Origin of the sequence: Labilithrix luteola (assembly GCF_001263205.1) — a bacterium.
GTDB classification, from domain to species: domain Bacteria; phylum Myxococcota_A; class Polyangia; order Polyangiales; family Polyangiaceae; genus Labilithrix; species Labilithrix luteola.
This window is the reverse complement of record NZ_CP012333.1, coordinates 668,095-691,119: the sequence shown is the minus strand read 5'-3', so window position 1 is coordinate 691,119 and position 23,025 is coordinate 668,095. Positions and strand designations below refer to the sequence as shown.

Genomic DNA, 23,025 nt, shown 5'->3' with positions numbered 1-23,025 from the left:
TCAGAACTCCTCGTAGCCGTTTGCTGCTTTCGCCGGCGCGAGCGCCGGCTTGCGGAAGACCGCTGAGTTGGTTCGGCCGCGCACGGGCTTCGGCGGGGGAAGCCTGGCGGGTTCCGCCTTGTGGACGAAGCGCGCTTCGGCAACGCGCGGGCTCTGGGAATGGCCGGTTCCGAGATCGAAGCCCGACACGAGCCGCTGCAGCTCGCCCGACTTCTCGGATAGCGCGGTGGCGGTGGCGGCGAGCTCCTCGGTCTGCGCGGCGTTCGACTGCGTGACCTGGTCCACCTGCGTGACGGCCGTGTTGACCTGTTCGACGCCGGTGTTCTGCTCACGCGAGGCGGCGGCGATCTCGGCCACCATGTCCGTCACACGCTTCACCGAGCGGACGATCTCGCCGAGCGTTTCGCCCGAGTGATTGACCTGCATCGTTCCGGCCTCGACCTTCGCGGAGGAGTCGGCGATGAGTCCGCGGATCTCCTTCGCGGCAGCGGCGGTGCGCTGCGCGAGCGTGCGGACCTCGGCAGCGACGACGCTGAAGCCACGACCTTGCTCGCCGGCACGGGCAGCTTCGACAGCGGCGTTGAGCGCGAGCAGGTTGGTCTGGAAGGCAATCTCGTCGATGGTCGTGATGATGTCGGCGATGTGCTTCGAAGAGCGCGTGATCTCGCTCATCGCGGCAACGGCCGACTCGACGACCTGGCCACCGCGCTCGGCCGCGTCACGGGCGCCGCTCGCGAGCTGCGTGGCGTGTTGGGCGTTGTCGGCGTTCTGTTTGACCGTCGAGCTGATTTCCTCGAGGCTCGCCGCGGTCTCTTCGAGGCTCGCGGCCTGCTCCTGCGCTCCCGACGAGATCTGCTCGGCGCTGCCGGCGAGCTGCGACGCCGCCGCGGAGACCTCCTGCGAGACTTCCTGGACGCTCGCGAGCGTGGAGCGCATCGAGTCGATCGCGGCGTTGAGCGCCGACGCCATCTCACCGAGTTCGTCTTTGCGCGCGATGCCGACGTGCGCCGTGAGGTCGCCCTTCGCCACCTTCTGCAGTGCCTCGACGGACTTGGCGAGCGGCGAACCGATGGCCTTGCCGATGAACCATGCAATGGCCGCCGCGACGGCCATGGCGGCGGCCGTGATCCCGAAGATGATGTTGCGCGAGCGAGCGGCGCGCGCGATCGACTCCTCGAAAGACTTCGTCGCGAGGTTGGTCTTGGCCGAGATGATGGCGTCGAGAAGATCGCCGATGCGGTCGCCGGACTGCAGCGCCAGCGCGCGGAGGGCCGATGCTTTCGTCGCGTCGACGCTGCCGGCGCGGATCGCATCGCGGGCCACGGCGATGTAGTCGCTGAGGACCTTCCGCAATTCGGTCATTCGCGCGCGATTTTCGGGGAGGATGAGCGTCTTATCGACCTCGTCGAGGAGCTGACGTTCCTCGGCCTCGAGGCGCTCGACCTCGCGCACCTTCGCGTCTTTCTCGCTGGGGTCGGTCGCGACCATGCCGTCACGGAACGTGCGCGCGATCTTCAGGCGGACGACGTCGCACTTTCGCGCCGTGTCGATGCCGTAGACGTCGCGGCGGAACAGGAGCTCCATGCTGCCGTTGGCGTCCGCGGTCGAAGCGATGCCACACCAGCCCATGAAGCAGAGCATCGCCACCACGGGCGTGAAGCCGAGCAGCATCTTCGTCATCGTCCGCCGATCATCGAACCAACTCATCGCCTCTCCTCCAATCGCTTGCCATTCGTGTCCTGTGCCGCTCGAAGCAGAGCGGCTGCCATTCGATCCAGCGGAACGACGTGGTCGACGGCCCCGCACGCGATGGCTTCCTTGGGCATGCCGAAGACCACGCACGTGCTTTCGTCTTCCGCGAGCGTCGTCGCTCCTGCGCGACGCATCGCGAGCATTCCTCGTGCACCGTCTCCGCCCATTCCCGTGAGGATCACGCCGGTGGCATTCGGGCCAGCCGCGCGCGCGCACGAGTCGAAGAGGATGTCCACCGACGGCCGATGGTGGCCGACGGGCGGGGCATCGAGGAGCTGAACGCCGTAGCTGGCGCCGCTGCGGACGATCTCGAGGTGCTTGTCTCCGCCCGGCGCGATGAGCACGTGCCCCTGCACGAGCGCTTCACCGCCCACGGCCTCTTTCACGCGAACGCGGCAGAGGCCGTCGAGGCGCTGCGCGAACTGCCGCGTGAAGACGGGCGGCATGTGCTGCACGATGACGATCGGCGGAGCGTCGGGCGGGAGGGCGGTCAGGATTTCTCGCAGTGCCTCCGTTCCACCGGTCGACGAGCCGATGACGACGATCCGCTCCGTCGTGCGAAACTTCGAGCCGATCGCGGGGCTCGGTGCGAGAGGAGCGCCGCCTGGCCTCGTCGCGGCGGGCCTCCTGGCCACCGGCCGAACGCGCGCACGGCCCGCGTTCTTCACCTTCGTGACGAGCTCCGAGGCAAGTCCGATCGTGCCGCGCGTCATGTCGATCTTCGGCTTGGTGACGAAGTCGACGGCGCCGAGCTCCAGGGCACGGAGCGTGATCTCGCACCCACGTTCGGTGAGCGACGAGACCATCACGACCGGCGTCGGCCGCGTCTGCATGAGCTGCTCGAGAAACGCGAGGCCGTCCATCTTCGGCATCTCGACGTCCAGCGTGATGACGTCGGGATTGAGCGTGCCGAGCTTCGCGCGGGCGGCGATGGGATCGGGCGCCGAGCCGACCACCTCGATCTCCGGATCGCTCGAGAGAACGGTGGTGATGAGCTGGCGCATCAGCGCGGAGTCGTCGACGACGAGAACCCGGAGTTTCGGTTTCATGACGCTCCGAAGAAGGTGATGTCCTCTTCCACGTGCCTGCGCGTTTTCTCGAGCGTGGAGACGTGGCTCGCGTCGACACGAGCGGCGGCCGAGGAGTTCTCGACCTCACGCACGAGCACGCGGCCGGAGTCCGTCTCGAAGCGAACGGAGAGCGGCTTCGTTCCACCGAGCTTCTGCGCGACGACCTTGATTCCGTCGCTCTCCAGAAACTCGATGCTGAAAGCCGCATTCCGCGTGGCGACGCCGACGCTCGCATTCCGCCCGGGAAGCTCGGATGCCCCGAAGACCTTGGCTACGAACCGACGACGATCGCCGCCGAGCTTCATCATCGCGTTCACGAGGAGCTCGATCGCGTGCACGCCGAAGGCGGCAGGGTTGCGCTCGCTGCTCTCTCCGTCGGGCAGCATGAAGTGGTTCATGCCTCCGATGCGGGCCACCGGGTCGTAGAGACACACCGCAACGCACGAGCCGAGGAGCGTGCGGACCACTTCGCCCTTCGCGCTCGCGTGCAGGCCGCCGGCGGTAATGGCGACCTCGGCGGCGGGATTCGGCACGAACGGGGCGGGCGGCTCCGGAGCCGTGGCCTTGGCCAGCGATGCGAGACGAGGTTTGGCCGCCGCCGCTCCCGTCGGGCGATGAATGGTGTGCCCGAGCGGTTCGAGAATGTGGGTGAGCCAGTGCAGATTCTCGGAGTGACCGCTGAAGAGATAGCCGGTCGGCTCGAGGAGGCTGGTGAGCGCTTCGAAGAGCCCCTGCTGCGTGGGACGATCGAAGTAGATGGCCACGTTGCGACAGAAGACGGCGTCGAACTTGGTGCGGATCGGCCAGGGGCGCTCGATGAGATTGATGCGTCGGAACGACACGAGCTCGCGGAGCGGCGCGACCACGCGAAGGCGGCCGTCGGCGCATCTCTCGAAGCCCGAGCGAAGCATTGCCTCGGGGACTTCATCGAGCTCACGCGGGTCGTACGCGGCTTCCTCCGCCGTGCGCAGAACGTTCGTGTCGAGGTCCGACGCGAGGATGCGGATGTCCCAGCCGGCGAACGACCCCAGGGCCTCGCGCAAGACGAGCGCGATGGTCCAGGGCTCGGGGCCTGTCGAGCACGCGGCGCTCCAGATGCGGATCTTGCGCTGTCCGGTCCGCCGGGCGCGCTCGACGATTTCGGGCACCATCACACGCGCGAGGAAGTCGAAGTGGTGCGGTTCGCGGAAGAAGCTCGTCTTGTTGGTGGTGATGCAGTTGATGAGCTCGCGTGCTTCGTCGCCGCTCGAATCGTTGCGCACGAAGGCGACGTATTCGCCGAACGTCGAAAGCCCACGAGCACGAATGCGGCGCGCGAGGCGGTTCGCGACGAGCGCCTTCTTCTCGTCGCGCAGGTGAATGCCCGCGAGATCGTAGATGATGAGGCGTAAGGCATCGAAGTCGGCACCTTCGAGCGGAATGGTCGCGATGGTGCCGGCGGAGGTAACGAGCGCCTGCGCCGAGTTCCTCACGCTGCTTCTCCGTTTGGTAGATCCCCCACCGTCACGCGGTCGATGTCGATGAGGACGACGAAGCGATCTTGGGTGCGGGCGATACCCTCCACGAGCGATGCATCGACGCGCCCGCCGAGGTCGGGCGACCGTTCGATCGCCGAGCCGTCGAGGGAGAGGACGTCGGAGACGCTGTCGACGACGAATCCCACCGTGCGCCCGTGCACCGAGAGCACGATGATGACCGTGAACTTGCCGTACTCGGCCTGCTCGACGTTCAACGCCGCGCGCAGGTCGATGACCGGCACCACGGCTCCTCGCAGGTTCATCACGCCGCGGACGTGAGGTGCGGACTGCGGAATGGGCGTGATCGCGCAGATGCCGCGAATCTCACGCACGCGCAGGATGTCCACCGCGTACTCGGCGTCCGCGAGCGAGAAGCTGAGGTACAGACCGCTCTCGTTGCCCGAGGGCGCGAAGGCGTTGTCGAGGACATTCGTTGCGTTCATCGGACCTCCGCTGCCGCGGGAATTCGAGCGGCAGGATCGACACCACGAGAGGAGAACGAGGCGACGCGCGCGAGCGAGGGAACGTCGACGATCATCGCGACGCGCCCGTCACCGAGGATGGTCGCGCCCATCAAGGCATCGACCTTCCGGAAGTTGACCTCGAGACTCTTCACCACGAACTGCGCTTGCCCGATGACGTCGTCGACGAGCAGCGCGAGGTCCGCACCGTTCGATTCGACGATGCACACGAGGGCGCAGGTCGGGTCGCGTTCGGCGTCCGTCGCACCGACGATTTCGTGCAGACGGACGACGGGAACCGACTTGCCCCGCACGTCGATCACCTCCGAAGCACCGAAGACGCCACGCAGCTGACTGCGGGTCGGACGGAACGACTCGACGACGGAGAGGAGCGGCACCACGTAGGTCTGCGCGCCGACGCGGACGGCGAGGCCGTCGAGGATCGCGAGGGTGAGAGGCAGGCGCAGTCGCACGCGCATCCCACGCCCGCGCTCGGTCGTGAGGCCGAGGCTTCCATTGAGCGCTTCGACATTTCGCTTCACGACGTCCATGCCGACGCCGCGTCCGCTGATGTCGCTGACCTTGGCGGCGGTCGAGAAGCCGGGGTGGAAAACGAAGTCGTGGATCTGGTCGTCGGTGAGGACCGCTTCGGGGCCGATGAGGCCGAGGCGCTCGGCCTTCGCACGAATGGCATCCGTGTTGAGGCCGCGTCCGTCGTCGGAGACTTCGATGACCACGTTGCCGCCCTGGTGGAAGGCACGGAGGAGGATCGTGCCTTCCTCGTTCTTGCCGGCGGCGCGGCGCTCGTCGGGGCTTTCGAGGCCGTGGTCGATGGCGTTGCGCACGAGGTGCGTGAGCGGGTCGGCGAGCTGCTCGACCATGCTCTTGTCGATCTCGGTGCCTTCGCCTTCGACGACGAGCTTCACCTTCTTGCCGACCGACGTGGCGACGTCGCGCACCATGCGGGGCAGGCGACGGAACACGCTGGCGAGCGGCACCATGCGGATCGACATCACGCGCTCCTGGAGCTCGCGCGTGTGGCGATCCATCGCCGAGAGAGCATCGTTGAGGCGCGTCGTGGCGTCGGTGCTCGGCGAGCGCGTGGCTTCCACGATCATGGCCTGGGCGATGACGAGCTCGCTCACGAGGTCGAGTAGCTTGTCGACCTTGTCGGTCGCGACGCGAATCGTGGGAGCCGCATTGTTGGCATGCGCCGCGCCGGTCGGCGTCGTCGCGTTCGCGGTCTCGACGGCCGGTCGGGGAGCTTCCGAGGGCGCCGGGCTCGCCGCCGGCTCCTCGTGACGGAGCTCCAACGTGCAGAGGTCGTCGACGAACGCGACGACCTCACGAAGCTCGGAATCGCTCGCCGAGGTCGTCATCGCGACGTCGAACGTCACATAGAAGGTCTCCGGATCGAGCTCGACCAGGTCGGGGAGCGCGGAGGTGTCGAGCGCTCGTGACGTGATCTCGCCGAGCGAAGCGAGGTCGCGAAGGACGGCCAAGGGGTCGCTTCCGCGCGACATGAATTCAAGCTTCGGCGCGAAGCGCACCTTGACCGCGCGGGGGCCGGTCGGCGCAGCGCTGCTGGTCGCTGCCTGGACGACCGCCGCGCCAGGAGCGAAGAAGCGCTCGAGCTCACCTCGGACCTCCGCGGCACGGGAAGGAGGAGCCGACCCGTTGCGCGCGGCGTCGACCAGCGCGCGCAGGATGTCGACCGACGCGAGGAGCACCTTGGCGACGTCGCCGCTGTAGGCGAGCGTGCCTGCGCGCAGCCTGTCGAGAACCGTTTCGAGCGCGTGCGTGAAGGTCATCACGTCGGTGAGTCCGAACGTGCCGCTCGCGCCCTTGATCGAATGGGCAGAGCGGAAGATCTGACCGATGACCTCGCGGTCGCCGGGGTTCTCTTCCAACTCGAGCAGCCCGCGCTCGAACGTACTCAGATGCTCCTCGGCCTCTTCGAAGAAGGTGGAGAGGAAGCTCTCGAGATCGATCTTCACTTCGCTCATCGGATCACCGATTCAGGCCGCGACGCGCTGGATGACGGAGATGATCTTGTCCGGATGGAACGGCTTCACGACCCAAGCGGTCGCGCCTGCCGCCCGGGCGTCTTCGCGGATCTGGTTCTCGTTCTCCGTCGTCAAGAAGACGATCGGCGTGAACTTGTGCGAGGCATCCGCGCGCAGCTCGCGAATGAACTCGAGGCCGTTCATCACGGGCATATTCAAGTCGGTGATGACGAGGGCGAGCGTCTTGCCCTGCGCCACCGACAGCGCGTCCTTGCCATTGCCCGCCTCGACGGTCTCGAAGCCGAGTTGCTTCAAGGTCGCCGTCACCATCTTTCGGATCACCATCGAGTCGTCGACCACCAATGCCAGCTTCGTCACGGTCGTTCCTCCTGCTGCTCGCTCTCGTTCTGCTTGTTCGATGACTTCTCGGGCGCAGCGCCGAAGAGCGCCTCGGCGCCCGCCAGCTCGATGGCGCGCCGAGCCGCGCCGCCTTCGGCCACGACGCTGTACGCGTGGCCGCTGCGCTCCACGCTCGCCTTGGCGGCGAGCAAGAGTTGAAGACCGGCTCCGTCGAGCCGATCGAGCGCGTCGAGGTTCACGACGACGTCACGGCCGGTGACGATCGCCGCGACCAGCTCGTCGCGCAGTTCACGTGCCGCGGCGATGTCCGCGGCGCCCCGTAGCGTCAGATCGAGAACCGTGCCGTTGTCGGACGTCTCGAGCGAGAATCGAGTACCCATCGATGCATACTTGAACGTCGCATCGCGGCACGACTTCAGCGGTGTAGAGCCAAGGACTGCCTATTCCTACGAAGGCTCTGGCCGGATCCGAAAAGCGGGGCCTTGGCGACATCCTGCCAGCCGGTCGCTCGTCGGCGCGTGCTACGCTCGAGGGACGATGTGGGTCGTCATCGGCACGAAAGAGAAGACCGAGCGTGTTCCCGGGGGGCGCCAGGTCGAGCGCCACTGCTCGGAGTGTGGCGAGACCGCCATGTTCTACGAGCGCAGGGCCACGTCGACGCTCCAGCTCTACTTTCTGAACGTCTACGAGTTCAAGAGTCGGCACGTCATGGCGTGCGGTGCTTGCGGTGCGCTCTACGCGACCGACGAGGTGAGCTCGCCCGCGGACGAGACGAAGGGCGAGGGGATCGACGCGTTCGTGGCCACGGCGGAGCGCGTCGGCGGAGCGCTCGCGAGCGGTGCAACGAAGGCCCTGAATCGCGTTCAGGCCGCGGCCCGTGAAGCCTTCTCTGGAGGCGAGCATCTTCCCGCTCGCGCGGCTCCACCGGCTGACGATCCGCTCGCCGAAGACGACGAAGCGCTCGAAGCCCGCTTCCGCGAGCTCGAGCGCAAGATTCGTATCGCCGACGACTGAGTTGTCTTACTTCCAGATCGACTTGGCGGTCGACACGAGTGCCCCGAGCTCCTGCCGATCGGTCGCTCCGCCCGAGGTGGCGTTGACGAGGCCGAGGACGTCGTCGAAGCGCGCGCCCTCGCTGTGCTTCGAGTGGCGCAGGATCTCGGAGAACTCCGTGACCGCGGCGGCGAAGCGGAAGTCGGGGCTCGCCTCCGCGAAGGTCGGTGCCAGGCCACCCGCGAGAAGCGGTCGCTCGAACTCGGTCGCGACGTCGCCGTCGGGCTGCTTGTAGCGAAGGCGGACCGTCGCGAGCGTGCCGTCGTTGCCGCTCACCGCCTGGGCGTTGGGGGCGAGCTGGACTTCGTAGAACGCGGTGACCGAGTGTCCGGCGCCGATCTCACCGGCGTCCTTGCCGTCGTTGCGGAAGTCTTCGTTGCTCATGACGCGGTTCTCGTAGCCGACGAGACGGTAGCGCGTGACGAGCTGGGGCTTGAACTCGACCTGCACCTTCACGTCCTTCGCGATCACCTGGAGCGTCGAGACGAGCTTCTCGCCAAGGACGCGGTTCGCTTCGCCGGGACCGTCGATGTACGCGTAGTTGCCGTTGCCGTGATCGGCGAGGGCCTCCATGTCGCGATCGTTGTAGTTGCCTGCGCCGAAACCGAGCGTGGTCAGGGTGACTCCCTTGTCGCGCTCTTGCTCGATGAGTTGGATGAGCGCGTCGCCCGTTGCGCCGACGTTGAAGTCTCCGTCGGTGCAGAGCACCACGCGATTGATCGAATCGGGCTGCTTGGCCTGCTCGGCCAACTCGTACGCCTTGCGGATGCCACCTTCGCCGTTCGTGCTTCCGCCGGCCGTGAGCCCGTCGATGGCGTCGAGAATGGCCGATTTGTTGGTCACCGGCGTGGGCGGGACAAGGACGCTCTCGAAACCGGCATAGGTCACGATCGACAGCGTGTCGGTGGCCTCGAGCCGTTTGACGAGCTGCTTGAGTGCATACTGCACGAGAGGGAGCTTGTTCGGATCCGCCATCGAACCCGAGACGTCGACGAGGAATACGAGATTCGCCGGTTTGCGATTCGCGTCTTGGATCACCTTGCCTTGGAGACCGACGCGCAAGAGGTGGAGCCCTTCACCGAAGAGCGAAGGCGCGCCGTCGACCTGCACGGCGAAGGGCTGGCCGTTCTCCGGCTGCGGATAGGCGTACTTGAAGTAATTGACGTACTCCTCGGGGCGCACCCCGGCCTGCGCAGGCAGGTGACCCGCCACGAGATCCCGACGCATGAGCGAGTAGCTTCCCGTGTCGACATCGACTGCGAACGTCGACGTCGATTGCGTCACTGTGTCGACGAAGTCGTTCTCCTTCGTGTCGCCGTACGTCTCGCCGGACACGCCGTCGGTCGGCGGCGCGCCCGAAACCACGGGCGCCGTGCTGCCAGCGTTCGCGGACGGTGGGCTCGCATTCGACGATCCCATCGCATCGTACGCGGACGTCGAGGAGTCGTTCGAACTGCACGCGACGAGTGCGAAGGGAAGAGCGAGGAAGAGGAACGAAGCTCGGGGAAGCGCCATGAGCCCCGCCTACGCAACCTCCGTTCCAAGGACGAGCTACGCGCGGCCTCACCAAATTCCCGGCGAAACTACGCATTCGCGTGTGCCGCCGACCCGGCACACCATGGCTTTCCGATCAGGCTCGTTCCGTTTCTGCCGGCCGCACTACTGAGCGGCTTGGGCGATGTCGAGCGCGTCGAAGTCGCCTTTGCTCAATTTCAATCCGGCGCCTGCAGCGATCGCGCCGCCATCGACTCGACCGTTCGATCAGCGCGGGCTCGGCGCCGTTCCGCTCTTCGAATGCGCGGCCTTCGCCGGCGCTTCGCCGCCGCTGTCGGCGTTCGGATGGAACGAGAAGCTCGACGTCGAGTCGCACCGGCCGAGCTGGGCAAGGACGATGAGCGAAAGGACTCCGAGGACGACAGGCGTTTCGCGGGTCATGCGATGCGCGCTGAGCAAGGCGAAGGCCAGCGCGCGCAAGGCTGAAAATCCCGCTTCTTTCGCGTGCCGTAGGCGTGCGCCTGTCGGCATTCGCCGAAGCTTGTCGGTGGATGCCGACGCGTCAGTCGCGTGCGCAGCGCCCGCCGGTCTTGCCGTACTTCGTCATGAAGGCGAACTTCCACTGCAGGTTGCCCATGGCGTGGACTTCCCACGATCCGTTCTTCGACCAGCGAACCATCGTTTGCGTGACTTGCTGGCCGGTGTAGTCCGTCGTGGTGTCGTTCTCGGCGGTGCTGGCCGTGATCTCCATCATCAGGCCGCCGATGTCCATGTGCCCTGCGGGCCCCTTGTCCATCGGGAAGCGCCCCGGCGGGCTGATCCAGTACGCGTAGTCCCAGGGCTTCTTCGGATCACCGCCCTCGGGCACCTGGTAGGTGTGGGCCCAGTTGAGGAGCGTCGTGTCACACGACGGGCAAGGTCCGAGCGGATTGCCAGCACCGGCGTTCGCCGGACCGACCTGAGTGTAGGGGCCGTTCTCATCGGGGAAGTTGTTGAATCCTCCGGCGATGGGCGTGGCGCCCCACGGAAAGGGGGCCGTACCGAACGCGTTGGCGTGCTCGTCGAACGTCTCGAGGCGCCCACCGTCCCACGCGCAGAAGGCGGCGAGGATCGGATAGGGCACGCAGTTGAGCGGTAGCCTATCGCGGAAGTTCTGATCGAACGCGAAGTCTTCGGACTCGAGCGAGCCGTTGTGGAACGTATGCGAGCCATACGCCGGCGATGCGGCGTTGCCGACGCCACAGCCCTGCGTTTTGCTTGGCCGCTGCGGCAAGTAGATGGTCGAACCGAGCTGGTAGTCGGAGCCGAGTGGGAACGTTGTTCGATCGGACGGCAAGTACGCCTTGTACGCCTCGATCTGCGCCTGCGCCGAGGCGGGCAGCGTGGCCTTGTTCGACTCGTACCATCCGAGAACGTCGCCGTTCACGCGCTCGATGAAGGCGCGCATGCGCCCGGCGGTGATCTTGTACTTGTCGAGCTTCGTCGTGCCGTTCGGGATGGGGAGGGCGCCACAACAGCTCTCGTGCATGGCTCCTGTGGCGCCTTCTTCGCCGACGCCACAGCTCCGTCCGCCGTTGTACTGCGTGCAGCTTCGCCCGTTGGCGCAGTGCTTCGTGTCGTCGCAGCCGTCGAGCGTGCAGTCCGAGTGCGCCGCGCACGACTTGCCGACGTCGCACTTCGGCGCGCTCGTCGAGGAACCACCGCAATCGACGTCGGTCTCGTCGCCGTTCTTCACGCCGTCGGTCGACGTGGGAGCTTTGCATGTCTTGGCGGTGGGGTCGCAGACGTGGCTCTCGCAATCCTCGGCCGTTCCACACGTCTTGCCAGTGCCGCAACGAGGTGCGCCGGTGGTGGAGCCTCCGCAGTCGACGTCGCTCTCGTCACCGTTCTTGATGCCATCGAGGCCGGTGGGGTCTTTGCAGATGCCCTCGATGCAGTTCGAGGTCGTGCAGTCGCCGTTCGCTTTGCACTTCTTGCCGATGGTGCACTTCGGCGCACTCGCTCCACCGCAATCGACGTCGGTTTCGTCGCCGCTCTGCACGCCGCTCGTCGGTGCGTTCGGCCCGTCCTCGCCGTCTTCACCGCCGATAGTCCCGGTACATGCGGTGACGCATGCGGTGACCATCGTGACGATCGCGAGCATGGCGAGCATCACTCCGCAAGACGCCTGCGGTGCAGACTTCTCTCGGAGACACGGGCTCGTGGGAAGGCGAGGCAGCATCGACGAGGACTCTACGATGCCACGGCCGTATGCATTCGTCCCGATTGAACCGAGTGAAAAAGAAAGGCCCCCGAGCCTTGCGGCGCGGAGGGCCTTTTTGTCTCGAACTGGTTCGTCTGCTTACCAGCCTACGAACCAGTCAGTGACTGGAGCGTCACTCCTTCGCGTCGCCTCGCGCGAAGATCGACGCTACGTAGTTGAGCACGTCGGTGGCGCTGACTTCGTTGTAACCGAAGTTCTTGATGAGGCGCGCCTTGATGATGTCGATCTTCTCCTGCGTGTCCTTGTCGACGACGGCGGAGACGAGCGTCTTCAGCTTGATCGAATCTTTCTGGTCTTCGAAGAGCTTCAGTTCGAGTGCACGGCGAAGGCGATCGTTCGTGCTCCACTGGAACTTCTTGCCCTCGACGGCAAGCGCGCCGATGAAGTTCATGATCTCGCGCCGGAAGTCGTCTTTGCGGTTCTCGGCGATGTCGATCTTCTCTTCGATCGACCGCATCAAGCGCTCGTCCGGCTCTTCGTCCTGGCCGGTGTAGCGGTTCTTGACCTTCTCCTTGAGGGTGAAGGCCTTGATGTTGTCGATGTAGTTGGCGGCGAGCTTGGCGATCGCGTCTTCGTCCGCGCTGATGGCGCGCTGGACTTCGTTCTTCACGATCTCTTCGTACTCACGCTTCACGAGACCGATGATCTCCTGGAAGCGCTTGCGCTGTTCGTCGTTCGTGATGAGCGAGTGGTGGCGGAGGCCCTTGTCGAGCTCGTTCATGACCATGAACGGGTTGATGGTGCCTTCGCCCGTGTCGTTCACGAGCGCGTTCGAGATCTTGTCCTGCACGTAGCGCGGAGAGATGCCCTCCATGCCTTCGCGCTTGGCTTCCTTGCGGAGCTCTTTGACCGTGTCCTGCGTGTATCCGGGGAGCACCTTGCCGTCGTAGAGCTTCATCTTCTGGATGAGCGACAGGTTGTGCTTCTTCGGATCCTCGAGGCGGGTCATGACGGCCCACATCGCGGCGACCTCGAGGGTGTGCGGGGCAATGTGCTTGCCCTTCACCTTCTGAACGCCGAAGTCCTTCTCGTAGATCTTGATCTCTTCGTTGAGCTTCGTGATGTACGGGATGTCGATCTTGATCGTACGGTCGCGGAGAGCCTCCATGAACTCGTTGTTCAGGAGCTTGCGGTACTCCGCTTCGTTCGTGTGACCGAGGATGACTTCGTCGATGTCGGTCTGAGCGAACTTCTTCGGCTTGATCTTCTTTTCCTGCGAAGCGCCGAGGAGATCGTAGAGGAACGCGACGTCGAGCTTGAGCATTTCGACGAACTCGACGATGCCGCGGTTCGCGATGTTGAACTCGCCGTCGAAGTTGAACGCGCGCGGGTCGGAGTCCGAGCCGTACTCGGCGATCTTCCGGTAGTTGATGTCACCGGTGAGCTCGGTCGAGTCCTGGTTCTTCTCGTCCTTCGGCTGGAACGTGCCGATACCGACGCGGTCCTTCTCGCTGAGGACGAGACGACGCACCCGGATGTGGTGCGAGATCATCTTGCCCCAGTCGCCCTCGTACTTCGTCATCAGGTTCTTGAAGATGAACCGGCTGGCGGGGTCGAGGTCACCGTCGACGCGGACCCTGAACTGATCGTTCGAGAGGCCGAGCTCTTCGATCGCGCGCGCACGCCACTCCGGCGGGATGAGGCGCAGCGGCTCTTCGTTCATCGGGCTCGGGAAGCGATCGGCTTCCTTGCCGGCGAGCTCGGTACCACCGAGGTTCACCCAGTCGAACGAGTAGAGCGCGCCGTCGGGCGAGCGCGAGTAGTACTCGGTGCCCTGCTTGAGGAGGCGCGCGATCGTGCTCTTCGACGAGCCGACGGGGCCGTGAAGGAGGATGACGCGCTTCTCGGGGCCGTAGCCTTCGGCCGCGGCCTTGAGCACGTGCACGAGCCGCATGAGCGGGATGTCGAGGCCGTAGATGGCGTTCGCACCGCCGTTCAACTCGTCCTTGAAGAAGTTGTATCGGGTCAGCTTCTTCTTGTTGTCGATGTACTCCTCGGTACCGAAGCTGATGATCATGTCGAACAGCCGCTGGTACGCGTTGCGCGTCACTTGCGGTCGCTCGCGCACGACCTGGAGGTACTCCTCGAACGAGCCCTCCCAGTGCAGCTCGCGATACAGCTTGAAGTCCTGCATCGCGCCGATGCGTTCGATCATTTGACCCGAAGTCTGCGCCATCTCGTCTCCTTCGCTCCGCGCCGTCTTGGCTGCTCTTTGGCGACTTCTCGCGCGCGCGCCTTTGGTTTCGCGTTTCCCGTGTCCGTTTCGCGTTTCTCGCGTTCGCTCTCGCCGCGTTCTTCTTGTCCGCGTTCGTTCGTGCAGCATCACGATACCACCGCGCATGCGGCTCTGCGCACGAGGATCATCGCTCGCGCTGAGGCGCGAGGGAAGCGGCGAAAAACCACCTAGATGTAGGGTTGCGCGCGTGGTGTGCGAGTGTTTACGAAGGAGCTCGGGGGTAGCTCATGCCGAAGGGCGAGATGGTCGCGGTTGTGTTTGCGATGGTGCTCGCGGGAACGGCGTGCGTTCCGCACGCGACACATCATCCGGCCGCGTTGAATGGACAGTGCACTCTGCGTACGATGGATGTCGCGCTTCGACCGGGCGACAAGGCGGAGCCTTCGCCGGTCACGATCTGCCGGTACGATGACGACGACGAGTACGAGACGTTCGTGAACGAGCCGCCGGACGTCGGTCGCCGTCAACTCTCGGCGTCGAAGTCGGTGACGTACATTCCGCTCGACGAGTGGAAGGCACCGTCGTCGGTCCAGCAGTTCGAAGCCAAGCAGGCGCGCGCGAAGACCACGGACAAGCCCTGAGGGGAGATACGTTCGACGTGGCGCCGCGATCCTCGGCCGCCATTCGAACGAACGCTGTCGAACGTACGGTCCGCGAACGCTCGGGTCCTTCTCGTGGAAGGGAACGGCTGAGTGTGACACCGAACGTGACCGGCCATGCAATGCGGCTCGGCCTTCGCCGAGTCCTCTTGGACCTTCGTGGACTCCGTCCAGCGAGGCTGGACTCCGTGCACTCCGGTTCAATGCGGCTCGGCCTTCGCCGAGTCCTCTTGGACCTTCGTGGACTCCGTCCAGCGAGGCTGGACTCCGTGCACTCCGGTTCACAGTTGTGACGTATCCAATCGGGCACGGCCGCAGGACCGTTGCGCAAGGCTTCGTCACATCGTCAGGACACGGATGCATGTCGGACAAATCGTCCCGCATGCGTACGCCTCGGAAAATCTGGGAGAATCGCTATCGAAGAAGCCGAAAGCCCATTATTTTTGCGTAAGGTTCCTTGGAAACCAGCCGGTTCCGTCCAACGGTACAGGACGGCTCATCGATTGCACCCAAGGGCCACAGAGCGAGGCGAAATGGGCACCGGCGGTTTTGGCATGCGGAGGTTTCTCGGACAGGGCGTCACCGCCCTCGTCGGAGTCGTGGGGCTGCTCGTCATGAGCGGCTGCGGCCCCGCTCCGGGCTACGAGCCTCCTCCTCAAGTACCTCCGCCGTATGCGGAACCCGTGCCGCCGGGCTACTCGCCGTCGTCTTCGGGCGGAGGCATGGCCGGCGAAGCGACGGGCGCTCCGTCCGGGCCATCCAATGCGGGCTACGCCTCCGACGAGATCGCCATCGGCGCCGACACCGACGAATACTCGGACACGGATCCGAGCGCGCTAACGGACTTCCGTCCTGCGCTCGACGGCCACGGCGAGTGGGTCGACGACAGCGCCTACGGCACCGTCTGGGTTCCCGCGGAGAACGAAGTCGGGAGCGATTTCGTTCCCTACGTCAGTGCGGGCCACTGGACATACGACGACACGACCAGCTGGGTTTGGGTGTCGGACTACTCTTGGGGTTGGGCGCCGTTCCACTACGGTCGCTGGGTCCACGTCGGCCGTCGCGGCTGGGCCTGGATCCCCGGACGCGTGTATTCGGGTGCGTGGGTCGTGTGGCGCACCGGCGCTCCTGGCTACGACTACGTCGGTTGGGCGCCCGCGGCGCCTGATTGGTACTGGTACGGTGGCACCGCCGTCGCGTGGTCGTTCGGTTGGTCGCCGTACTACTACTATTGCAACCACCACTACCTGTACGGCCCGGGCCTCTACGGTCACGTCTATCACGGCCACGGTGCGCGCGATTACGAGGCCCACACGAGGCCGTACGTGCCCGCGAGTCCGAGCACGAACGCGCCGGGTCGTGTTGCGGCGAACCCGACGGTTGGCAACGGCAGTGGAACCGGAGGTCGCGTCGCAGCCTCGCCGCGCGTCGGTGCCGGCCTCGCCGCACGCGGTCCGTCGCCGGACGAGATCGGCATCAAGCGCGATCAGGTCGTGGCTCCTCCCCGCGGAAACCGTGAGCTCGATCGTGCGCAAGCGTTTGCCTCGCCGCGCACGGCAGCGCCGCTCGGTGGATCCACACCGAGCGCAATGCGCCCGAACGCGATGACCGCCTCGCGCGCGCCGGATGGTAGCCGCTACGGGTTCGGTCCCGGAAAGCCGGTCGATCGCGACATGGTCGTGACGCCGAACCAGTTCGACTTGCGTGGTGGCGGCCCGCACAACCCGGTCGTCTCCTCGCGTATCGACCCGGTCGCGCGTGCACCGCAGTACCAGCAGCCGCAATACCAGCCCGGCGCCGGTCCGCCCGTCGCGTCCGGTCCGCGTCCGTCGTCGTCGACGGTTCTGCCGGAGTATCGGTCGAACGCGAACGCGCGCATGGCGACGCCGGGTCTCTCGGACGCGAACCACGAGAACTTCCCTTCGGGGGCTCAACGTCCAAACGTCCCGGCTCCGAGCGCGATCCGTCAGGCTCCGTCGATGACGACGCCTCCGACGATGCGTTCGGCTCCGTCGATGACGGCTCCGCCAACCGTGCGCTCGTCGCCGCCCGTCGCGTCGCCCTCGCAACCGACGTTCCGCTCGGCTCCGACTGTTTCGGCACCCACGTTCCGTTCGACGCCGAGCGTCTCCGCGCCGGCGATTCGCTCGACGCCCAGCACGCCTACGTTCCGTTCGACGCCGACTGTTTCGGCGCCTCGTCCTTCGACGCCGACTGTTTCGGCGCCTCGTCCTTCGACACCTTCACGTCCCTCGGCTCCCTCGGCTCCCGTGCGCAGCGGGGGCGGAGTTCGCAGAAGGTAGCTGACGCATGGCCTTGTTCGACTCGTTCCATCGTGCCTGTGGCGCGCTCGTCCTGCTGCCGGCAATCCTTGCCGCGTGCGTGATCGTCGACGACGATCATGATCGCCACCGTCACTACGATCGCGACGACCGTGATCGGCCAAGCGAACCAGACACGACCTCGCCCGCGCCGTCGCCCGCACCCAGCGGCACGACCTCACCCTCGTCGGCGATGCTCGTCGAAGTCGACACCGATCAGGTGATGAACGCCGATCCGGGGCAGGGCGTAGGCGTCTTCATCGAATACGCCACGGGTGGGAAGTGGCATCTCTGGTGGACGTGCGACACGGCTCGCACTGGCCAGGATTGCGATTTCGACGTTCTCGCGTCGGTCGAGTCGGGCGCGATCACCAACGTCGATGCAACGAACCTCACCGGGGGCAGCGCCTCCACCGCGAACCCCAACCAGGTCGAAGCGCGCATCCGCACGACAAACGAAGTGCACGGCATCAGCTTCACCACGAACCCAGGCGAAGTGCTGACCGTCCAGGCCTCGGTGAGCGGTATCTCCGACGGCTCGTTCCTCTTCTTCGTGCAGGACGGTCAGGTGAACGGCGGCTTCCCGGGCGTGCTCACGAACCCGCTGAAGCTCAAGGGCAAGACGCCCTAAGCGTTCACGCATCGACGCGTCGATTTGGTCGACGCATCCATGGTCCGCCGCGTCCGCCGCGCCTACGATGACGGCGCATGCGCGTCGTCATCGGTCTCGGAACGAATCTCGGCGATCGGCTTGCCACCATGCGCGAGGCCGTTCGTCGAATTGCGACCTTCGCCGACGTCGTGTCGCGCTCGCACGTCTACGAAACGGCGCCGATTGGCCCCGACCAGCCGGACTACCTCAATGCGGCCGTGCTCGTCGAATGGCGCGGCACGGCGCTCGATCTGCTCGATGAGCTGAGGCGCATCGAAGCCGATCTCGGTCGCGACCGCGAAAAAGAAATGCGCTGGGGACCGCGCACGATGGACCTCGACATGCTGTGGATCGACGGACTCGTCGTCGACGAGCCGCGCCTGTCCGTTCCGCATCCGCGCATGCACGAGCGTGCGTTCGCCCTCGCTCCGCTTCTCGACGTGGCGCCGGAAGCAACCAACCCACGCACGAACGAGCACTACACCCTTCCCGATGGGCAAACGGTGACGCGCTCGAATCGCTCACTTTGAGGCGAGGCGCTGGAGGCGTCCTAAAGGCCGAACGCGCGAAGCTTCTTGTGGAGGCCTTCGCGCGTGATGCCGAGCGCCTTGGCCGCCGCAGTCTTGTTGTTCTGGTGCTCGCGCAGCGCCTCGATGAGCAGCCAGCGTTCGACCTGGTCGACCATCTCTTTGAGCGTGCCCTTCGTGGGGCGGATGCGCTCGACCATGCCCTCGACCTGTCGCACGCGCGGCGAGAGCATCTCGGGCGTGACGAAGCCGCCCTCCTCGATCTGGATGCAGAGGCGCTGCACTTCGTTCTGAAGCTCGCGCACGTTGCCCGGCCAGTCGTAGCTCTGGAGCAGCTCCATCGCTTGCTGAGAGAAGCCGCCGGTGGGGCGACCGAACTCGGTCGCGAAGCGATGCAGGAAGTGCTCGGCGATGAGCGGAATGTCCTCGCGGCGTTCGCGAAGCGGGGGAACGCGGAGCGGGAACACCTTGAGGCGGTAATAGAGGTCCTCGCGGAAGCGGCCTTCGGCGACCTCCTTTTCGAGGTTCCTGTTCGTCGCGGCGACGATGCGGACGTTGACCTTCTTCTCCTGCGTGGCGCCGATGGGGCGAACCTCGCCCTCTTGCAGTGCGCGAAGGAGCTTCGACTGGAGCGACAGAGCCATCTCCGTCACTTCGTCGAGGAAGAGCGTGCCGCCGTCGGCGATTTCGAAGAGGCCCTTCTTGTCTTCGTGGGCGCCGGTGAAGGAGCCTTTGCGGTGTCCGAAGAGCTCGCTCTCGAGGAGCGTCTCCGGCATGGCCGCGCAGTTCTGACCGACGAAGAGGCGGTCTTTGCGGTTCGAGCGGTAGTGCACGCTCGCTGCGACGAGCTCTTTGCCCGCGCCCGTCTCGCCCTCGATGAGGACGGTGACGCGCGTGTTCACGACCTTCTCGAGCTGTTGCAGGAGATGCTTCATCGGAGTGCTCTGCCCGATGATCTCCGGGGCGCCGCCGCTCTTGCTGCCCGAGCGGCGCTCCTGCTCCTTGGTCTTGAGGAAGGTGTTTTCCTTCTTGAGACGCTCTTCGGCGGCGCGGAGGCGCTTCACGAGCCGCGCGTTCGCGACGGCAAGCGACGCGTTGTGCGCGAGCACCGCCATGATCTCGAGGTCGCCGCTGGTGAGCACGCCGTTCGCTTCGCGGTTGTCGACCTGAATGACGCCGAGGATCTCTTCGCCCTTCCACAGCGGGATGCCGAGCGTCGAACGAATCTGCGCGCCCATGAGCGATTCGCTCTGGCCGACTTCGCGCGGGGCGTCGGCGGCGACGACGGCGGCGCGCTCGGTCACGACCTTGCGGAAGACGCTGCGCGTGATCGGTACGGGACCGCTCGGCTGCAGGCTCCGCTCGCTCGGGACTCCCGATGACGCGCCTGAAGATTTTGGCGCGAGTTCACGGCCGATCGACGATGGATTCCTCACACGCGTGAGCACGGGCACGTAGCCTGCCGCGTTCGCCGACCGTGCGCTGTCGTCGTCGTCGTCGCGGAGGACGATCGTGACGTGGGTGGCGAGCGGAACGAGCGCGAAGCTCGACTCGCAAATCGCCACGAGGACCTCGGAGAGATCCTGCGCGGCGCCGATGAGCTTCTGCGCTTCGTAGAGCGCGCGCAGGCGGTGATCGTCTTTCTCGACGATCGTCGCCTGCGGCACGAGCTCTTCGATCTTCTTCATCGCGAAGACGCGCGTGTCGCCTTCGTCTTCGCGGATGGTCACGCCGATGTGGACGATTCGGTCCTGCGAGCCGAGCTCGATGACGTCGCCGTCCTCGAGGGAAGCCTCGCGATTGCGCGAATCGTCGAGGGCGAGTTTCTGCGGGCCCTGATCTGTGTGCCTCAGGATCGCCGTGCCGTTCGTCGAACGCTGGTCGACGAGCACGTAACGATCGCCCGAAAAGACGACCTTCGCGTGCTCGCTCGACACGTGCGTGTCCGACACGACGAGGTCGTTGCCTTCTGCACGTCCGATACGGACGACGTCGGAGGTGGGCTCCAACGTCGTCCCCGTGCGTTCTCCGCGGCGGACCTCGAGTCGAATCACGGAACGCGCGACCGGAGCTTCAGCGCGATCTTGTAGACTTCGTCCGTCGCGGCGTTCACGCCGGCGGCGCGATCGGCATCGACGATCTTCTCGAGCTTGTCGGCCGAGGCCGCGTCACCCTGGGGCGAGAGGTGGTCGATGGCTTCGACCATGGCGAGGCGGACCGAGCCGTCCTTCACCTTCTCGACCTTCGCGACGAGGTCCTGCTTCGTCTTGTCCTTGCCGTAGATGCCGGCCATCCACGCGGCCTTCACGTGGCCCATCTTCGCCGCCGGCGGGTTCGACGGAACCGGCGTGTCGAGGATGCCGATGTAGCAGTCCGCGTTCTCCTTGCACTTCTCGAGCGAGGCGGACGCGCTCTTGAACATGTCCTTCTCGATCGCCTGGCCGGGGATCTTGTTGACCGCTTCGCCGACGGCCTTCTCCTGGGCGGGCGTCATCAGCTTGATGGCCGCCTGGAGCGCCGCGGGCGGCATGGCGTCGGCCGCTTCGCCCTTGGCCGCCGCCGTCTCCTTGAGCAGCCAGTCGGTGAGGGTGGGGTCGAAGAAGTTCGCCGCCGACTGCGCGATGATGGCGTGACCGTTGCCACCGCCGAGGAGCGAGATGGCGGCGTTCGGCGGAACCTTCGCGTAGGCGTCGAGGTACGCCTTCACCGTCTTCGCGTCGCTCGGGAAGTGGGTGAGGTCCGTGGCGAGGATCGTGCGGTTCGAGTCGTTGTCCGCGTTGGCGAGGGCGTCGAGGATCGCGTCGCGACCTGCGGTGCGCGAGATGTACGCGATGGGCTCGGCGACGCGCGGGATGTAAGCCTTCTCCGGGTAGGCCGCGGCGAGGCTCGCGAGGTCGGGATCGGATCCCTTGAGGCCGGCGATCAGAACGGGCTCGCTCTCCTTCGGCATCTTCGAGAGGGCGAGACGCACCGGGAAGATGAGGTCCGCCTTGGCCGGCGTCATCAGCACCTTCACGAGCGGCTTCACGGCGGGCGTGAACTTGAGCTCACCGACGAGGCGTGCGCTCGTCGCCTGCCAGAACTGGATCTGGTCCATGCCCTGCGACGGATCCTTGGGATCGGTCACCGGCGCGGAGAGCTTCTCGACCGCCTTGGGGCCGTACGAGGGGTGCTTGACCACCATGACGGCGTTCTGGAGGTCTTTGACCAGGTTGATCGACTTGGTGTTCTTCGACGGCTGGAACTTCGCGAAGCATTCCCAGAGGGCGTCGATGAGCGCCTGGTCAGTCAGCTTGCCGGCCTGCGCCATGCGCGTGGTGCCCTGGGCGGCATACTTCACGTCGTCGTCGCTCTTGCCGGGCTCGTGATCCTTGAACGCCTTGGCGAACGCGGGGGCGGCGCGGGCATCGCCCATGTCACCGAGCAGCTTGATGAGGTCTTTGCGCGTCTTGTCGTCGAGACCGCCGGCCGTGTAGGCCTTGGCGAGCGGCTCGACCGCGTCGTCGAGCAGCTTCTTGACCTTCTCGTCCTCGCGGTTGTTGTTCACCGACGACATGGCGTCGTTGAAGAACTGATCGAGGCGCTTGATGGCAGGTGCGCGCTGGGCGGGATCGTCGAGGCGCTTGACCCACGTCTTCGGGTCATTCTCGTCGGCGCAGGCGACAAGACACGAGGCCGCGAGAACGACCGACGTCGCGACGGCAACATGCGAGCCTGATGACAAGATGCCCGTAAGCCGCGAGGCGAGTCCAAACCCGAACGCCGAAGCCTTCTTCATTGTGAGCGATCTCCGTCCTGAGAAGGTCCGAGGAAGATAGAATCCCCCGGTTTTTCCGAGCTGGACGGTACCCTTCCCGTGGTTTCAGTGTCAACGTCCGTTCTCGGTCCCCTCGCGGCCGACGGGGGAATCGCGGCGAAGCGTGAGGAGGCGGGCGGGGGCCGCGCTTACGGAAGACGCAACGCGTAAGGCGAAAATTGAAGCGGGGGAGGAACGCTCGCCAAGGAGCTTGGAGCCGTGCTCCGGCGCTGGTCGAGATGAAAGGGCGGGCGCCAACGAGCCAAGGACCAAACGCGTCAGGGCCAAGCGCGCCAAGGGCCAGGCGCTACCTCGCACATCCTCTCGCATCACGTCCCGTTGCGTCTCGCATCACCCCGCTGCGTCTCGGTTCGAACGCTCGGAGCGTGAGCGCGGCCGTGATCACGTCGCTGGTCGATACGCCGCGGTCGCCGTCCTTCATCGCTTCGCGAGTCGTCTTGCTCCCACTCGCGCGACGCCGCGTCCGAAGAACCTGACCGACGTGGTGGTCAGCCCATCCCGGATCGTGGCGTTCCCACGAACTCCGACTCGCGCAGATGGCCGAACGAGTCGAACGAGTCGAACGAGTCATGACGCGACGCGGTCTTCGGTTCCAAGCGTCGTTCCGTCGTCGTCGTCAGAGGTGAGGTGATGAGGTGACGGATTTCGATCGCCACCACGAACGAGCGTCGAGCAGAGCGCCGAACCGAACGGATGGTGGGATTGCTGATATCGATTGGGCAACGCGCTCCTCACGAAATCGGATTCGGCGACGACAAGGGGTCAGTGCTGTACGTTGTATAGCGAGCGATGCTGATCGGGAGTGTTATCCCGATACGAATCCAACCCCGCTCCGCGCGCCCGAACGGCGAAAAACTGAAAGATGGAGAAAGACGGAGATCGAAGACGAAACGGGTT

18 protein-coding genes are annotated in these 23,025 nt (G+C 65.6%); 5 read left to right on the top strand and 13 right to left on the bottom strand.

The features are described 5' to 3' along the window. The 7 genes from AKJ09_RS03215 to AKJ09_RS03185 are packed head-to-tail and all read right to left on the bottom strand — an operon-like array spanning position 1 to position 7,546. Positions 1-1,707, bottom strand: coding sequence for a methyl-accepting chemotaxis protein (locus AKJ09_RS03215; protein ID WP_146645705.1), 1,707 nt, complete (start codon positions 1,705-1,707; stop codon positions 1-3). Continuing rightward, positions 1,704-2,801: a protein-glutamate methylesterase/protein-glutamine glutaminase gene (locus AKJ09_RS03210; protein WP_146645704.1), complete on the bottom strand. Its 1,098-nt coding sequence runs from the start codon at positions 2,799-2,801 to the stop codon at positions 1,704-1,706. The genes AKJ09_RS03215 and AKJ09_RS03210 overlap by 4 nt, the downstream gene beginning before the upstream one ends. Then, positions 2,798-4,294: a CheR family methyltransferase gene (locus AKJ09_RS03205; RefSeq protein ID WP_146645703.1), complete on the bottom strand. Its 1,497-nt coding sequence runs from the start codon at positions 4,292-4,294 to the stop codon at positions 2,798-2,800. Before AKJ09_RS03205 ends, AKJ09_RS03210 begins: the two co-directional genes overlap by 4 nt. Further along, positions 4,291-4,782, bottom strand: a complete 492-nt coding sequence (locus tag AKJ09_RS03200) for a chemotaxis protein CheW (protein ID WP_146645702.1) — start codon at positions 4,780-4,782, stop codon at positions 4,291-4,293. Before AKJ09_RS03200 ends, AKJ09_RS03205 begins: the two co-directional genes overlap by 4 nt. Then, positions 4,779-6,806, bottom strand: coding sequence for a chemotaxis protein CheA (locus AKJ09_RS03195; protein ID WP_146645701.1), 2,028 nt, complete (start codon positions 6,804-6,806; stop codon positions 4,779-4,781). The genes AKJ09_RS03200 and AKJ09_RS03195 overlap by 4 nt, the downstream gene beginning before the upstream one ends. A gap of 12 nt (positions 6,807-6,818) precedes the next feature. Continuing rightward, positions 6,819-7,184 carry a response regulator gene (locus tag AKJ09_RS03190; RefSeq protein WP_146645700.1) on the bottom strand — a complete coding sequence of 122 codons (366 nt, stop codon included), beginning with the start codon at positions 7,182-7,184 and terminating at the stop codon, positions 6,819-6,821. Beyond that, positions 7,181-7,546 (bottom strand): STAS domain-containing protein, encoded by a 366-nt coding sequence (locus AKJ09_RS03185; RefSeq protein ID WP_146645699.1) that lies wholly within the window; start codon positions 7,544-7,546, stop codon positions 7,181-7,183. The genes AKJ09_RS03190 and AKJ09_RS03185 overlap by 4 nt, the downstream gene beginning before the upstream one ends. A gap of 157 nt (positions 7,547-7,703) precedes the next feature. Between AKJ09_RS03185 and AKJ09_RS03180 the strand changes: the two genes are divergently transcribed. Beyond that, positions 7,704-8,180: a zinc ribbon domain-containing protein gene (locus AKJ09_RS03180; RefSeq protein WP_146645698.1), complete on the top strand. Its 477-nt coding sequence runs from the start codon at positions 7,704-7,706 to the stop codon at positions 8,178-8,180. 6 nt (positions 8,181-8,186) lie between these two features. Here AKJ09_RS03180 and AKJ09_RS03175 read toward each other — a convergent pair whose 3' ends face one another. The 4 genes from AKJ09_RS03175 to AKJ09_RS03160 form a co-directional block, all read right to left on the bottom strand. Next, a complete protein-coding gene (locus AKJ09_RS03175) occupies positions 8,187-9,734 on the bottom strand; it encodes a vWA domain-containing protein (protein ID WP_146645697.1) in 1,548 nt (515 codons plus the stop codon). 246 nt (positions 9,735-9,980) lie between these two features. Next, positions 9,981-10,193 carry a hypothetical protein gene (locus tag AKJ09_RS03170; RefSeq protein ID WP_146645696.1) on the bottom strand — a complete coding sequence of 71 codons (213 nt, stop codon included), beginning with the start codon at positions 10,191-10,193 and terminating at the stop codon, positions 9,981-9,983. Between the two features lie 82 nt (positions 10,194-10,275). Further along, complete coding sequence (locus AKJ09_RS03165; RefSeq protein ID WP_146645695.1) at positions 10,276-11,934, bottom strand: hypothetical protein; 1,659 nt, start codon at positions 11,932-11,934, stop codon at positions 10,276-10,278. A 154-nt stretch (positions 11,935-12,088) separates the two neighbouring features. Then, complete coding sequence (locus tag AKJ09_RS03160) at positions 12,089-14,152, bottom strand: PrkA family serine protein kinase (RefSeq protein WP_146645694.1); 2,064 nt, start codon at positions 14,150-14,152, stop codon at positions 12,089-12,091. A 287-nt stretch (positions 14,153-14,439) separates the two neighbouring features. Between AKJ09_RS03160 and AKJ09_RS03155 the strand changes: the two genes are divergently transcribed. The 4 genes from AKJ09_RS03155 to folK all read left to right on the top strand — a co-directional run bounded on the left by AKJ09_RS03155 (position 14,440) and on the right by folK (position 18,314). Next, positions 14,440-14,793: a hypothetical protein gene (locus AKJ09_RS03155; RefSeq protein ID WP_146645693.1), complete on the top strand. Its 354-nt coding sequence runs from the start codon at positions 14,440-14,442 to the stop codon at positions 14,791-14,793. 572 nt (positions 14,794-15,365) lie between these two features. Further along, on the top strand, positions 15,366-17,114 hold the full coding sequence (locus AKJ09_RS03150) for a DUF6600 domain-containing protein (RefSeq protein ID WP_146645692.1): 1,749 nt from the start codon (positions 15,366-15,368) through the stop codon (positions 17,112-17,114). A gap of 7 nt (positions 17,115-17,121) precedes the next feature. Beyond that, on the top strand, positions 17,122-17,763 hold the full coding sequence (locus AKJ09_RS03145; protein WP_146645691.1) for a hypothetical protein: 642 nt from the start codon (positions 17,122-17,124) through the stop codon (positions 17,761-17,763). 77 nt (positions 17,764-17,840) lie between these two features. Then, positions 17,841-18,314, top strand: a complete 474-nt coding sequence (gene folK / locus AKJ09_RS03140; protein ID WP_146645690.1) for a 2-amino-4-hydroxy-6-hydroxymethyldihydropteridine diphosphokinase — start codon at positions 17,841-17,843, stop codon at positions 18,312-18,314. A gap of 20 nt (positions 18,315-18,334) precedes the next feature. Here the strand turns inward: folK and AKJ09_RS03135 are convergent, their stop codons facing one another. Both AKJ09_RS03135 and AKJ09_RS03130 read right to left on the bottom strand, forming a co-directional pair. Continuing rightward, the gene (locus AKJ09_RS03135; RefSeq protein WP_146645689.1) at positions 18,335-20,365 is read right to left on the bottom strand and encodes a sigma 54-interacting transcriptional regulator; all 2,031 of its coding nucleotides are present in this window, start codon (positions 20,363-20,365) and stop codon (positions 18,335-18,337) included. Further along, positions 20,362-22,089 carry a hypothetical protein gene (locus tag AKJ09_RS03130; protein ID WP_146645688.1) on the bottom strand — a complete coding sequence of 576 codons (1,728 nt, stop codon included), beginning with the start codon at positions 22,087-22,089 and terminating at the stop codon, positions 20,362-20,364. The genes AKJ09_RS03135 and AKJ09_RS03130 overlap by 4 nt, the downstream gene beginning before the upstream one ends. Positions 22,090-23,025 lie beyond the last annotated feature (936 nt).

Excerpts from the sequence above, each read along its gene's own strand:
- AKJ09_RS03215 (WP_146645705.1), bottom strand. The coding sequence starts at position 1,707 with ATGAGTTGGTTCGATGATCGGCGGACGATGACGAAGATGCTGCTCGGC.
- AKJ09_RS03210 (WP_146645704.1), bottom strand. The coding sequence starts at position 2,801 with ATGAAACCGAAACTCCGGGTTCTCGTCGTCGACGACTCCGCGCTGATG.
- AKJ09_RS03200 (WP_146645702.1), bottom strand. The coding sequence starts at position 4,782 with ATGAACGCAACGAATGTCCTCGACAACGCCTTCGCGCCCTCGGGCAAC.
- AKJ09_RS03195 (WP_146645701.1), bottom strand. The coding sequence starts at position 6,806 with ATGAGCGAAGTGAAGATCGATCTCGAGAGCTTCCTCTCCACCTTCTTC.
- AKJ09_RS03185 (WP_146645699.1), bottom strand. The coding sequence starts at position 7,546 with ATGGGTACTCGATTCTCGCTCGAGACGTCCGACAACGGCACGGTTCTC.
- AKJ09_RS03180 (WP_146645698.1), top strand. The coding sequence starts at position 7,704 with ATGTGGGTCGTCATCGGCACGAAAGAGAAGACCGAGCGTGTTCCCGGG.
- AKJ09_RS03175 (WP_146645697.1), bottom strand. The coding sequence starts at position 9,734 with ATGGCGCTTCCCCGAGCTTCGTTCCTCTTCCTCGCTCTTCCCTTCGCA.
- AKJ09_RS03165 (WP_146645695.1), bottom strand. The coding sequence starts at position 11,934 with ATGCTGCCTCGCCTTCCCACGAGCCCGTGTCTCCGAGAGAAGTCTGCA.
- AKJ09_RS03160 (WP_146645694.1), bottom strand. The coding sequence starts at position 14,152 with ATGGCGCAGACTTCGGGTCAAATGATCGAACGCATCGGCGCGATGCAG.
- AKJ09_RS03155 (WP_146645693.1), top strand. The coding sequence starts at position 14,440 with ATGCCGAAGGGCGAGATGGTCGCGGTTGTGTTTGCGATGGTGCTCGCG.
- AKJ09_RS03150 (WP_146645692.1), top strand. The coding sequence starts at position 15,366 with ATGCGGAGGTTTCTCGGACAGGGCGTCACCGCCCTCGTCGGAGTCGTG.
- AKJ09_RS03145 (WP_146645691.1), top strand. The coding sequence starts at position 17,122 with ATGGCCTTGTTCGACTCGTTCCATCGTGCCTGTGGCGCGCTCGTCCTG.
- folK (WP_146645690.1), top strand. The coding sequence starts at position 17,841 with ATGCGCGTCGTCATCGGTCTCGGAACGAATCTCGGCGATCGGCTTGCC.
- AKJ09_RS03130 (WP_146645688.1), bottom strand. The coding sequence starts at position 22,089 with ATGAAGAAGGCTTCGGCGTTCGGGTTTGGACTCGCCTCGCGGCTTACG.